Origin of the sequence: Lutibacter sp., from assembly GCF_041596795.1 — a bacterium.
GTDB lineage: Bacteria > Bacteroidota > Bacteroidia > Flavobacteriales > Flavobacteriaceae > Lutibacter.
This window is the reverse complement of the sequence record NZ_JBFHHX010000101.1, coordinates 1-12,149: the sequence shown is the minus strand read 5'-3', so window position 1 is coordinate 12,149 and position 12,149 is coordinate 1. Positions and strand designations below refer to the sequence as shown.

14 protein-coding genes are annotated in these 12,149 nt (G+C 29.7%); 3 read left to right on the top strand and 11 right to left on the bottom strand.

Features of this window, described 5'->3' with window-relative positions; translation table 11 throughout:
- On the top strand, positions 1-566 hold a 566-nt coding region (locus ABY298_RS11555; RefSeq protein ID WP_372746213.1), incomplete at its 5' end, for a solute carrier family 23 protein.
- A gap of 78 nt (positions 567-644) precedes the next feature.
- On the opposite strand, the gene ABY298_RS11550 is transcribed toward ABY298_RS11555, so the two are convergent.
- Positions 645-1,577, bottom strand: a complete 933-nt coding sequence (locus tag ABY298_RS11550; protein WP_372746211.1) for a peptidylprolyl isomerase — start codon at positions 1,575-1,577, stop codon at positions 645-647.
- A 344-nt stretch (positions 1,578-1,921) separates the two neighbouring features.
- Here ABY298_RS11550 and ABY298_RS11545 point away from each other — a divergent pair, with 344 nt between their 5' ends.
- The gene (locus ABY298_RS11545; protein ID WP_372746210.1) at positions 1,922-2,827 is read left to right on the top strand and encodes a polysaccharide lyase family 7 protein; all 906 of its coding nucleotides are present in this window, start codon (positions 1,922-1,924) and stop codon (positions 2,825-2,827) included.
- Positions 2,828-2,911: 84 nt separating this feature from the next.
- Here the strand turns inward: ABY298_RS11545 and ABY298_RS11540 are convergent, their stop codons facing one another.
- From ABY298_RS11540 to ABY298_RS11500, 9 genes are all read right to left on the bottom strand, one after another.
- The gene (locus tag ABY298_RS11540) at positions 2,912-3,067 is read right to left on the bottom strand and encodes a hypothetical protein (protein WP_372746209.1); all 156 of its coding nucleotides are present in this window, start codon (positions 3,065-3,067) and stop codon (positions 2,912-2,914) included.
- Between the two features lie 49 nt (positions 3,068-3,116).
- On the bottom strand, positions 3,117-3,989 hold the full coding sequence (locus ABY298_RS11535) for a nucleoside phosphorylase (RefSeq protein ID WP_372746208.1): 873 nt from the start codon (positions 3,987-3,989) through the stop codon (positions 3,117-3,119).
- A 4-nt stretch (positions 3,990-3,993) separates the two neighbouring features.
- Positions 3,994-4,344 carry a translation initiation factor gene (locus tag ABY298_RS11530; RefSeq protein ID WP_372746207.1) on the bottom strand — a complete coding sequence of 117 codons (351 nt, stop codon included), beginning with the start codon at positions 4,342-4,344 and terminating at the stop codon, positions 3,994-3,996.
- Positions 4,345-4,372: 28 nt separating this feature from the next.
- A complete protein-coding gene (locus tag ABY298_RS11525; protein ID WP_372746206.1) occupies positions 4,373-4,546 on the bottom strand; it encodes a hypothetical protein in 174 nt (57 codons plus the stop codon).
- Positions 4,543-5,490: an isopenicillin N synthase family dioxygenase gene (locus ABY298_RS11520; protein WP_372746205.1), complete on the bottom strand. Its 948-nt coding sequence runs from the start codon at positions 5,488-5,490 to the stop codon at positions 4,543-4,545. Before ABY298_RS11520 ends, ABY298_RS11525 begins: the two co-directional genes overlap by 4 nt.
- Positions 5,491-5,524: 34 nt before the next feature.
- A complete protein-coding gene (locus tag ABY298_RS11515; protein ID WP_372746204.1) occupies positions 5,525-6,208 on the bottom strand; it encodes a DUF6048 family protein in 684 nt (227 codons plus the stop codon).
- Positions 6,183-6,632 (bottom strand): DUF6452 family protein, encoded by a 450-nt coding sequence (locus ABY298_RS11510; protein WP_372746203.1) that lies wholly within the window; start codon positions 6,630-6,632, stop codon positions 6,183-6,185. The genes ABY298_RS11515 and ABY298_RS11510 overlap by 26 nt, the downstream gene beginning before the upstream one ends.
- Before the next feature lie 6 nt (positions 6,633-6,638).
- A complete protein-coding gene (rlmD, locus tag ABY298_RS11505) occupies positions 6,639-8,048 on the bottom strand; it encodes a 23S rRNA (uracil(1939)-C(5))-methyltransferase RlmD (RefSeq protein ID WP_372746202.1) in 1,410 nt (469 codons plus the stop codon).
- A gap of 72 nt (positions 8,049-8,120) precedes the next feature.
- Positions 8,121-8,540 carry a c-type cytochrome gene (locus ABY298_RS11500; protein WP_372746201.1) on the bottom strand — a complete coding sequence of 140 codons (420 nt, stop codon included), beginning with the start codon at positions 8,538-8,540 and terminating at the stop codon, positions 8,121-8,123.
- Positions 8,541-8,759: 219 nt separating this feature from the next.
- On the opposite strand from ABY298_RS11500, the gene rocD reads away from it, so the two are divergent.
- Entirely contained in the window at positions 8,760-10,001 is a 1,242-nt protein-coding gene (rocD, locus tag ABY298_RS11495) for an ornithine--oxo-acid transaminase (RefSeq protein WP_372746200.1), read from the top strand.
- A gap of 50 nt (positions 10,002-10,051) precedes the next feature.
- Here rocD and ABY298_RS11490 read toward each other — a convergent pair whose 3' ends face one another.
- Positions 10,052-11,893, bottom strand: a complete 1,842-nt coding sequence (locus tag ABY298_RS11490; protein ID WP_372746199.1) for a DEAD/DEAH box helicase — start codon at positions 11,891-11,893, stop codon at positions 10,052-10,054.
- Positions 11,894-12,149: the final 256 nt, after the last annotated feature.

Below are 12,149 nucleotides of genomic sequence, written 5' to 3'. Positions count from 1 at the left end.
TAATTGTGTTATTTACATTTTTATTTGTTGATATGTTTGATACTGTTGGAACGTTAGTTGGAGTTTCATCAAAAGCAGATATGTTAGACAAAGATGGAAATGTTCCAAGAGTAAAACAAGCTTTATTTGCAGATGCTATTGGTACTTTTTTTGGTGCAATTTTAGGAACATCAACAGTAACAACCTATGTAGAAAGTGCTGCAGGTGTAGCGGAAGGTGGAAAAACAGGGATGACAGCTTTAACAGTAGCAGGAATGTTTGCCTTGGCATTATTTTTTGCTCCAATTTTTATGATTATTCCCCCAGCGGCAACTGCTCCAGCATTAATTATTGTTGGATTATTTATGATTTCACCAATTATGAAAATTAATTTGGATGACTTTACAGAATCTATTCCAGCGTTTTTTACTATAGTTATGATGCCATTAACATATAGTATTGCAGAAGGAATTGTTTTTGGGATGCTTGCGTATGTATTATTAAAGTTTTTAACTGGTAGATATAAAGAGATAAAACCAATAATGGTAATTATTGCAATTTTGTTTATTATTAAGTTTTACGTGTAACCAAGTAAATTTACCACATAAAAAAAGCCTTTTTGATGTATTCAAAAAGGCTTTTTTTTATAAGCTTATTTGTGAAAATTAGTAAACTTTCATTAACTCTACATCAAAAATTAGTGTAGCATCTGGAGGAATAACTCCACCTGCACCTCTGCTTCCATAAGCTAAATTAGAAGGGATTACAAAACGAGCTTTATCACCAACATTTAATAATAAAATTCCTTCGTCCCAACCCGCAATTACTTGACCAACACCAACTTGAAAATCAATTGGTTCTTTTCTTTGGTATGATGAATCAAAAACTTGACCATCTAATAATTGACCTTTGTAATGTACAGAAACCTGATTTCCTTTTTCAGCTTTTTTACCTGAACCTTGTTGTAAAATTTTATAACGTAAACCACTTGGTGTTTCATCATAACCAGCAGCAACTTCATCTAATTGTTTTTTTATAGCTGCTTTAGCTTCTGCTTCTCTTTTTGCTCTAGAACCTTCAAATGTTCTAAATGCTTCAACAGCATTAAATTTTTCTGCAGCTTCACCAACTCTTACAATTTCAAGAGATTCTAAAACGTCGTTTTGAGCAATTGCATCAACAATATCCTGTCCTTCAACAACGTTTCCAAATACAGTATGTTTATTATCTAACCAAGGTGTAGCAACGTGTGTAATAAAAAACTGACTTCCGTTTGATGCTGGTCCCGAGTTTGCCATAGACAAAATTCCAGGGCCGTTGTGTTTTAATGTTGGGTGAAATTCATCATCAAAACTATAACCAGGAGAACCTGTTCCTGTTCCAAGCGGACAACCACCTTGAATCATAAAATCTGCAATTACTCTGTGGAATTTTAAGCCATTATAATATGGTTTTCCTTGAGGTTTTGCATTGTTTTCTAAATTTCCTTCAGCTAATGCAACAAAGTTACCAACTGTTCCAGGAGTTTTTTCAAATTCTAAATTTACTAATATAACACCTTTTGATGTGTTAAATTTTGCGTATAATCCGTTATTCATGTTCTTATTTTTTTAAACGAAGCAAAGATACAACCTTTAGTTAGATATAAAAAAATCCATTTTCTTATTTATAAGTTAAACTTAGGTAGTTAAAAAATAAAGTTTTATTAACCGTTAAATGAAATAGTAAAAATTATAATAGAAATTTTAATGCAAAAAATATAAGCAGATATTAAAATTACCATTCGGATTATAATTCTAGATTGTTTTTTTTAAAATGATATTTATTTATGTTAAAATGGTAATATATTATTTGTAATAGTGATATTTTTCTGAACAGTTATGTAATTTTGTAATAATAAAATTTAAGAGTAACTTGTATTGTCCGTTTTATATAAAATTGTATGGTAAGCACTTCAAAAATATATTTTAAATTAGTTGTTACAATTTTATTTGTAACCTTAATATCTTGCGGTTCAGGAGGTGATGATATTAATGAGATAGAGGAAATTGAAATAGATGAAACGCCAGAAGATGCGTTAACAACAACTCCAACAACTGAAACCAATTTTGTTTGGAAAAATTGGTATTTATCCGTTCCAGTAGATCGTGGAAATGGGAGTGCAACTTCAATATATTATGCGGCAATTGAAAGTAATAGTTTAACAGCTGCGCAATCTGAGTATTTTTATAAAAACTCCGATGGAAGTTATACTATGTACACTAAATACACTGGTTTTACAACTTCAGGTGGTCCGTTTGCTTTAAGCGATGGATATTACTGTAGAACAGAATTAAGAGAATTTTGGCAAGGAAATCAAACAACAAGTGACAATTGGTCTATGTCTAGCGGTACACATATTTTAGAATCAACCGCAGAGGTTGTGTATTGCGAAGGAAGTGGACAAACCTATGTAGCACAAATTCATGGTATAGAAACAACTGGTTTAGTTGGTGCACCTGCAACCGTAAAAGTTCAATGGAAAAATGGTTCGTTAGTTATTGAATATTATGTGAAACCAGATAATGGTGAATCTTGGACGAGTACTTATGATGAAAAAATTACCATTGGAAAAGTAGATAATGAAAAATTTACTATTAAAATAAAAATTGAATATGGTAAATTATATTATGCTTTAGTTTGTGAAAATAAAAGCATAAATATAGACTATACTTTTGTTTATGATTACGTTACTAATGGTTATTTACATGATAATTATTTTAAAACAGGTAATTATTTTAAATGGAATAGTGATTACGAAAAATCGGCAAAAGTAATTTTACATAAAGTTGTAACTTCACATACCTAATTAAATAAGGATTAAAATAATTTTAATTGAATTATAGAACAAAAAAATCCGCTTATAGCGGATTTTTTAATTATTTATAAAGAATTAAACTTTAGCAGTTGAAATCTTTTCAATTTTTATTGATTGTTCAATTTTAGTAGCATCACTAGTTAAACCACATCCTTTTTTTGATGATCCACAAGCACTTAGTAGTAAAATTAAAAATGTTAATCCTAATAGTTGTATTCCTATTTTTTTCATAATTAAAATTTGATTTTTTATTAATTAACGTTTCAATTTAAATATTATTTTATGAAACTAATTTATTTAAAGTATATAAAATAAGCTCCTCTACGGATTTATAAGGATCATTACTAAATGTACCATTTGCTCTGTTTGCAATAATAGCATTCATAGAACAAGCATTGTGGCCTAATAATTTTGACAATCCATAAATTGCTGAGGTTTCCATTTCTAAGTTGGTAATACGTACTCCGTTATATTCAAAATTATCAATCTTATTATTTAAACCAGGATCTTGTAAAGCTAAACGAAGCACACGACCTTGTGGGCCATAAAAACCTCCAGCTGTAGCGGTTACACCTACAAAAACTTTATCGCTTGTTAATTTTTTTTCTAATTCCTCGCTATTTTGAACAACATACGGGCGTCCTTTTCTAGGGCTCCAATTAGTATGTTTTATAAATAAATCTTCAAAATCTTTTATTAATATATGCTCACAATTATAAGAATGTAACATTCCGTCAAATCCTAATCCGTATTTTGCTAATACAAAGCTATCTACAGGAATATCTGTTTGTAAAGATCCAGAAGTACCAATTCTAACAATATTTAATTGTGTATGTTCTTTTTTTAAGGTTCTGGTTTCTAAATTAATATTAACCAAAGCGTCTAACTCGTTCATTACAATATCAATATTATCAGGACCTATACCTGTTGAAATTACTGATATTTTTGTTCCTTTATAAGTTCCTGTAATGGTTCTAAATTCTCTTTTTTGAGTTTCAAATTCAACACTATCAAAATGTGCTGATATTTTTGGCACTCTGTTTTGATCGCCCACAAAAATAATATTTGTTGCTATGTTTTCTGGTTTTAAGTTTAAGTGATAAACACTACCATCTGGGTTTAAGATTAGCTCTGAGGCTGCTATTTTATTCATAAATTTATCCGCCAACGCGTTTTATATTATATCCTTCTTTTTTAAGGATTTCCATTATTTTATCTCTATAATTACCTTGAATTATAATTTCGTTGTCTTTAACACTACCGCCAACACCACATTTAGTTTTTAATACTTTGGCCAAAGATTTTAAATCTTCTTCGTTTCCAACAAAACCAGTGATTACGGTAACTGTTTTTCCACCTCTTCCTTTATTGGAAAAGTGTGCTTCTAAAAATTGATTTTTGGGAGCTAAGGTTTCTTCTTGTTCTTCTTTTTCAAATTCAAAATTAGTATCTGTAGAAAAAACAAATCCACCTAAATCTTCCAAACTACTTAGTTTTTTTTTACTCATGTGTACTATTATTCAATAATTTAACAAGTTACTTTTTATTTAGTTTATTCCAAATAAATAGCAATGCTGCTAATAATTCAAAAACCAAACCAGTGGCTAAAATTAGACTAGCTTGAGGGTTTTTAGCTACTTTTAATATAGCTCCGGCGATTATTAAAAATACGCCAAAAGTAAAAATTGATATTACTTTTTTCGAAATCATTTTAATAAACCTAATTCTCTTAATCGTTCATTTAAAAATTCACCAGCTGTAATATCATCATATACTTTTGGATGTGTTTCTGTAATGCATTCAGGTAAACAATTCAATTTCATGTCACTAATTGGATGTGTAAAAAATGGAATTGAATAACGTGGTTTATCCCAATCTTCACGTGGAGGATTTACAACTCTATGTATGGTAGAACGTAACTTATTATTAGTTAAGCGCTCTAACATATCACCAACATTAATAACTAATTGTTCAGGTAGCGCGGTTACAGGAATCCATTCTCCTTTTTTATTTTGAACTTCTAATCCTGCTGCTGAAGCTCCCATAAGCAGCGTTATTAAATTAATATCGCCGTGAGCAGCCGCTCTAACTGCGCCTTTTGGTTCGCCAATAATAGGAGGATAGTGAATAGGGCGTAAAATACTGTTTCCGTTAGTAACGTATTTATCAAAGTAATTTTCATCCAATCCAATATAAATTGCTAATGCTCTTAAAACATATATAGCTGTTTTTTCTAACATTTTATAGGCTTCCATTCCGGTTTTATTAAAACTAGGAAGTTCTTTTACAATAACATTTGATGGATACTGAGACTTTAATTTTTCATTTCCAACAACTTCTTGTCCAAAATGCCAAAATTCTTTTAAATCGCCTTCTTTTTTACCCTTTGCACTTTCTTTTCCAAAAGAAGTATAACCTCTTTGGCCACCAATACCTTTTATTTCATACAGTTTTTTTGTAGCAATAGGCAGATTAAAAAAAGCTTTAACATCTTTATACAACTTTTCTGAAAGAGAATCTGGTAAAAAATGACCTTTTAGCGCAATAAAACCTATTTCTTCATAGGCTTCACCAATTTCTTTAACAAATTGTTGTTTCTTTTTAGGGTCTTCGCTTAAAAAATTGTTTAAATCTAGACTTGGAATATTTTTCATTATAAATTTAATTAACAATTAAAAGTACAAAAAATTATTTAGTCTTTTTAATTATTGGAATTAAGTAACTAATTGAATAATTAAAACCAATACCCAAATCGTTTGAAAAAACCTTGTTGAAACCAGGGATATATAAATTTTCGAAATTATCTGGTTCTTTTGTAGTAATCAATTTTTTAATATTTATTTGGGCTCCAAAATAAATATTTTTAAAGGTTTCAACTTTCATTCCAGCAACAAATTCTAGCCAATGGGCAGATAAATCTTTATATTCAGTATTTGGCTCAATTAAATCGGCTTCAAAATAGGTTCCATAAGAATTTGGAGTGTAATTATTTAAAGTTTGACTAAAAAAACTAAACGCATAGCGTCCTCCAAAAAATATTTCATTATTCATACCAGCCCAATTTCTATAGGCATTATAATTTACACCAAGTTTTATGTAAGAACCACTTGTTGTAAAAGTTATAAAATCTTCAGTTGTAATTACATCTTCATATCCTAATTCTGCAGCTGCATAATGATTTTTTGAGAAACGAAGGTCTCCAGTAATTTCAAATCCTTTTTTATCGCTATCAATAAAAGAGGTTATTGGTTTACTAATATCGGCTCCAACTCTTAATCCGTAAGTTTGTTTTAATTTTAAAGTATCAGTTTTTTGTTGAGCAAATCCAACAATTGATACAAATAGACTAATGATAAATATTGATATGCGCATTTGTTTCATTTTCAATTGTTGTACTAGTAAGGGTAAAATCTTTAATCCAATTATAAGTAGAAGTTACGGCTACATTTTCAAATATAGTTTTATATCCACAAGAGCGCGAAATATAAACGTTTGTTCTATCGTAAGTGATATTTAATTGGTCTATTTCTGTATCTGATTGCAGTTTATAAATAGTGCTGTTTTCATTTAAGTTTAAGGGAATTGTAATAGAATCTAAAGCTTCACTTGTATAAATACTGTCTTTTTCATTAGCCCAAACTGTAAGAGAACTTACTGATTTAATAGTGTCTGGATCATCAGCATCATAAAAACGAATTATTAAATAGGGTGTAGTTGAATCTAAACAAATATCATCACTTTCACAATTGCTAAATGCAATTAAAAGAATAAAAAGTAGAATGCTAAATTTTTTCATTTGTGTTTATATTAGTTCTAAAAGTACTACATTTTCTACGTGATGTGTTTGTGGAAACATATCAACCGCTTGTGTTTTAATTATTTTGTATTGTTCTTTCATTAAAGCTAAATCTCTGGCTTGTGTGGCAGAATTACAACTTACATAAACAATTCTTTTTGGGGCAATTTCTAAAATTTTAGCAACTACATTTTTATGCATTCCATCACGTGGTGGATCTGTAATTATTACATCTGGCTGTCCGTGTTTTTTTATAAAACTATCATTAAAAACATCTTTCATATCACCTGCATAAAATTCAACGTTAGATATGTTGTTAAATTGTGCATTTAATTTTGCATCGGCAATTGCTTCGGGAACAGATTCAACTCCTATTACTTTTTTGGCGTTTTTGGCTACAAATTGAGCAATTGTTCCGGTTCCTGTATAAAAATCGTACACTACTTCATTGCCAGATAAATTAGCAAAATCTCTGGTAATTTTATATAGTTCGTATGCTTGTTCAGAATTTGTTTGATAAAATGATTTAGGTCCAATTTTAAATTTTAAACCTTCCATTTCTTCAAAAATATGATCTACTCCTTTAAATAAAATAATATTTTGGTCGTATAAAGTATCGTTTCCTTTGCCATTTATTACATATTGCAAAGAAGTGATTTGTGGAAATGCTTCAGCAAGTGAATTTAATAAACCTTCGCGTTTTTTTACATCTTCTTTAAAAAACTGAATAACTACCATAATTTCTCCTGTTGAAGAAATACGTAACATAATTGTTCTTAATAATCCAGATTGCTCTCTTGGGTTGTAAAATTCTAGCCCATTTTCAATACCATAATTTTTAATAAAATTACGAATATCATTAGATGGGTCTTCTTGTAAATGACATTTATTAATATCTAAAATTTTATCCCACATTCCTGAAATATGGAAACCACAAGCATTTTTATTGTCAATTTCTTTGTTAGAATTTATTTCATCTAATGTTAACCAACGGCTATTAGAAAATGAAAATTCCATTTTATTTCTATAAAAGAAAATATTTTTACAACCAAGAATAGGAGTAATTTCTGGCAAATCTAAATGACCAATTCTTATTAAGTTGTTTTTAACTTCATTTTCTTTGTATTCAAGTTGGTGTTCATATTTCATATTTTGCCATTTGCAACCACCACAATGTTCAAAATGATCGCAAACAGGCGCTGTTCTTTTATCAGAATATTTATGAAATTTAATAGCAGTACCTTCAAAGTATGCTTTGCGTTTTTTTCCAGTTTTTACATCAACAATATCTCCTGGAACTGTATTTGTTAAAAATATTACACGCCCATCTGGTGCTTTTGCCACAGTTTTACCACGAGCTCCAGCATCAATAACTTCAATATTTTCAAATATAGTTTGTGTCTTTCTTCTTGTCATTTTGCAAATGTACCATATTTACATAAAAAAAAAGCATCCCAATTGGGATGCTTTTCTATTTATTTTATTTGATTAGTTTACACTCTTCATATAAGCTACAATAGATGCTAATTCTTCTGCTGTTAAATCTTTAACAAAACCATCTAAATTTGCTTTCATAATTGCAACTTGACCAGGATCTGTATCAACAATAGCAGGAGTTTCTCCTTTTAAAAAGGTAATAATTTCTGCATTTTGTTCAGCATAAACTTTATGAATATCTTTTATTGATGGTCCAATTACCTTTGTATCTGGCATATGACAAGTAGCACAAGTTTTATCAGTAAATAATTTTTTTCCTAATTCTACATTACCAACAACATCTTGAGCAACTTCTTTTGCAGCCTCTACAACTGTTTCTTCAACTACTTCTTTTACTTCTTCTTTCTTTTTGTCACCGCAACTTGCAAAAAATACAGCAGCTAAACTAAGCACTAATAATGATTTTTTCATTTTTCTATTTTTAAAAATTATAGTAACAAATTTATATATTTAATTTAAACCATATGTGATTTTTATAACAAAAAAAATATTAATTAAGATTTACGTAAATATGAGTAATTTGATACTATTTAATTGATTAATTATTTTGTAATTTGCAATTCAACAGGATGATTTCTCTCCTAAAACGAGGAATTACTAATTTTTAATTTTAAAAACTTATTAAAAAGTATGATTTCTGAAAAATTATCGTCACAAAAAGCAATTGACTTAGAAGATAAATATGGAGCGCATAATTATCATCCACTACCAGTTGTACTAAATAGAGGAGAAGGAGTGTACGTTTGGGATGTTGAAGGTAAAAGGTATTACGATTTTTTGTCGGCGTATTCTGCTGTTAATCAAGGGCATTGTCATCCAAAAATTATTAATGCATTAACAAAACAAGCCGCAACACTTACACTAACTTCACGTGCGTTTTATAATGATATACTTGGAGCTTATGAAAAATATGTAACCGAATATTTTGGTTTTGATAAAGTGTTACCAATGAATACTGGTGCAGAAGCTGTAGAAACGGCTATAAAATTATGTAGAAAATATAGTTATGAAAAAAAGGGAATTCCGGAGAATGAGGCACAAATAATTGTGTGTAAAAATAATTTTCACGGAAGAACAACAACCATTATTTCATTTTCTAATGATGAAGATGCTCGTAAAAATTTTGGTCCGTATACAGCAGGATTTATTAAAATTGAATTTGATAATTTAATTGAACTTGAAAAAGTTTTAAGTTCATCAAAAAATATTGCAGGGTTTTTAGTAGAACCTATACAAGGTGAAGCAGGTGTTTATGTTCCTTCAGAAGGATATTTAGCAAAGGCAAAAGCATTATGTGAAAAACATGATGTATTATTTATTGCAGATGAAGTTCAAACAGGAATTGCACGTACTGGTAAATTATTAGCAGTACATCATGAAAAAGTACAGCCAGATATTTTAATTTTAGGAAAAGCTTTAAGTGGTGGTGTATATCCAGTTTCTGCAGTATTGGCTAATAATGCCATAATGAATGTTATAAAACCTGGACAACATGGTTCTACATTTGGTGGAAATCCGTTAGCTTGTGCAGTTGCAATTGCAGCTTTAGATGTTATAAAAGATGAAAAGCTAGCTGAAAATGCTGAAAAATTAGGCCAATTATTTAGAAATGAAATTGAAAAATTGGTAGCTACTAGCAATTTGGTAAAATTAGTGAGAGGAAAAGGATTGTTAAATGCAATTATTATTAATGATACAGAAGATAGCTCTACAGCTTGGGATATTTGTATAAAATTACGCGATAATGGCTTGTTAGCAAAACCTACACATGGAAACATTATTAGGTTTGCGCCACCTTTAGTTATGAATGAAGAACAATTATTAGATTGTGTTTCAATTATAAAAAAGACCATTTTAGAGTTTGAGAAATAATATAAAAAAAATAGCGGCTATTTAGCCGCTATTTTTTTTATATTAAGAAATTAATCTCTTCCTCTTCTTTTTGTTGATTTACTATCTGAACGTTTTCTTCCAAATTTACTAAAATCACCTCCGCCAGCAGTTTTTCTATCTTTACTTCTTGCTCTTCCACCGCCACTTCTAGAACGGCTGTTTCCTTCAGAAGAATTGGAATCATTATCCTTTCTTTCTCTTCTTTTTCCACCAGCTCCAGAACCACCTCTTCCAGAACCGCCTCTTCCTGAGCGTTTCTTTTCAGTAATTTCAACGTTTACATTTCTTCCTTCAAAATCAACATCGTTTTTTTGAAATGCTGAAATTGTTTCATCTTGGTAGTTTTTATCTAATTCAAAAAATGAAAAAGTATCTAAAATTTCAATTTGTCCAATTTCAATATTTTTAGCAATGCTTTGGTCGTTAATTAAACCAATTAAACGTGCAGGGTTTAATTTGTCTTTACGTCCAATATTTATAAAGAAACGAGTCATATTTTCATCATCTCTTCTTTTTCCTCTACTGTCTGAGCGTTGCATATGCTCACTATCATTTAAATCTGGAGCATTTTCGTAATACGTTAAAAAGGTATTGAACTCTAAAGAAACAAAACGTTTAATTAATTCTTCTCTATCCATTCCTTCTAATTTTTCATAGATTGATGGTAAGAATTCTTCAATTTCAGCTTCATTTACTTTAATGTCGTGTACTTTATCAATTAATTTTAATAATTGATTTTGACAGATTTCTTTTCCTGTTGGAATAGGAGTGCTAATAAATTTTTTACCTATATTTCTTTCAATTGGACTTAATTTTCCTTTTTCACGAGCAGTAACAATTGCTATAGAAATACCTTCTTTACCAGCTCTTCCGGTTCTTCCACTTCTGTGGTTGTAACTTTCAATTTGATCTGGTAATTTATGGTTAATTACGTGTGTTAAATCGTTTACATCCAATCCTCTGGCTGCAACATCAGTGGCAACTAGTATTTGTAAATGTTTTTTTCTGAATTTTTCCATTACACTATCACGTTGGGCTTGAGATAAATCTCCGTGAAGCGCATCTGCATTGTATCCGTCTCTAATTAAATTATCAGCAACTTCTTGTGTTTCTCTTCTAGTTCTACAAAAAATAATACTGTAAATATCTGGGTTTACATCCGCAATTCTTTTTAAAGCATTGTATCTGTTTCTTTCTGAAACTACGTAATATTGATGTGAAACTTGATCAGATCCTTTATTTTTTTCACCTGAACTTATTTCAACAGGTTTGGTCATATAATGACGTGCAATTTCTTCCACTTCTCTTGGAAATGTTGCAGAAAATAATAACGTTTGTTTTGTTTTTGGAGTAGCTTCTAATATAATATCTAAATCTTCTTTAAATCCCATATTCAACATTTCATCAGCTTCATCTAAAACTAACCATTGAATTGTATTTAAATCTAATACTCTTCTATTTATTAAATCTACTGTTCTTCCTGGTGTTCCAACAATAATTTGTACACCTTTTTTAATTTTTCTTATTTGATCTTCAATGCTTGCTCCTCCGTAAACGGCTAAACAATTTATTCCATCACAATATTTTGAAAAATCTTCAATGTTATTAGCAATTTGAACTGCTAATTCTCTTGTTGGTGATAAAATTATAGCTTGAGTGTTTTTATTTTTAGCATCAATTTGTTCTAAAATTGGTAAACTAAAAGCAGCCGTTTTTCCTGTTCCTGTTTGTGCAAAAGCTTTTAAATCTACTTTTGAAGATAGTACTTGTGGAATTGACTGTAATTGAATTGGTGTAGGATTTTCGTATCCTAAATCGGTTAAGGCTTTTAGCACATTTTGGCTAAGCCCTAGTTCTTTAAATGTCGACATTCTGTTAAATTAGTGATTTACAGATGCCCATCTATAAACCGGTTAAAAATCGTGCAAAGGTACGGCTAATTTCTACACAATCAACAAAATATTAATTTATTTCTAATTTTGTTAATTCTGAGTTTAATTTCTTGGAATCCAAATAAGTAAATCCGTTTGTTACTATTCCGTCCTTATTAATTATAATAACTCTTGGATATCTACTAGTTAAAAAAGAGAACGCAGCACTAGTTTTTGGTAGTTTATATTGTTGATG

Coding starts and splice junctions, on each gene's coding strand:
- ABY298_RS11550 (WP_372746211.1), bottom strand. CDS start 1,577: ATGAATAACGGATTATACGCAAAATTTAACACATCAAAAGGTGTTATA.
- ABY298_RS11545 (WP_372746210.1), top strand. CDS start 1,922: ATGGTAAGCACTTCAAAAATATATTTTAAATTAGTTGTTACAATTTTA.
- ABY298_RS11540 (WP_372746209.1), bottom strand. CDS start 3,067: ATGAAAAAAATAGGAATACAACTATTAGGATTAACATTTTTAATTTTA.
- ABY298_RS11535 (WP_372746208.1), bottom strand. CDS start 3,989: ATGAATAAAATAGCAGCCTCAGAGCTAATCTTAAACCCAGATGGTAGT.
- ABY298_RS11530 (WP_372746207.1), bottom strand. CDS start 4,344: ATGAGTAAAAAAAAACTAAGTAGTTTGGAAGATTTAGGTGGATTTGTT.
- ABY298_RS11525 (WP_372746206.1), bottom strand. CDS start 4,546: ATGATTTCGAAAAAAGTAATATCAATTTTTACTTTTGGCGTATTTTTA.
- ABY298_RS11520 (WP_372746205.1), bottom strand. CDS start 5,490: ATGAAAAATATTCCAAGTCTAGATTTAAACAATTTTTTAAGCGAAGAC.
- ABY298_RS11515 (WP_372746204.1), bottom strand. CDS start 6,208: ATGCGCATATCAATATTTATCATTAGTCTATTTGTATCAATTGTTGGA.
- ABY298_RS11510 (WP_372746203.1), bottom strand. CDS start 6,632: ATGAAAAAATTTAGCATTCTACTTTTTATTCTTTTAATTGCATTTAGC.
- rlmD (WP_372746202.1), bottom strand. CDS start 8,048: ATGACAAGAAGAAAGACACAAACTATATTTGAAAATATTGAAGTTATT.
- ABY298_RS11500 (WP_372746201.1), bottom strand. CDS start 8,540: ATGAAAAAATCATTATTAGTGCTTAGTTTAGCTGCTGTATTTTTTGCA.
- rocD (WP_372746200.1), top strand. CDS start 8,760: ATGATTTCTGAAAAATTATCGTCACAAAAAGCAATTGACTTAGAAGAT.
- ABY298_RS11490 (WP_372746199.1), bottom strand. CDS start 11,893: ATGTCGACATTTAAAGAACTAGGGCTTAGCCAAAATGTGCTAAAAGCC.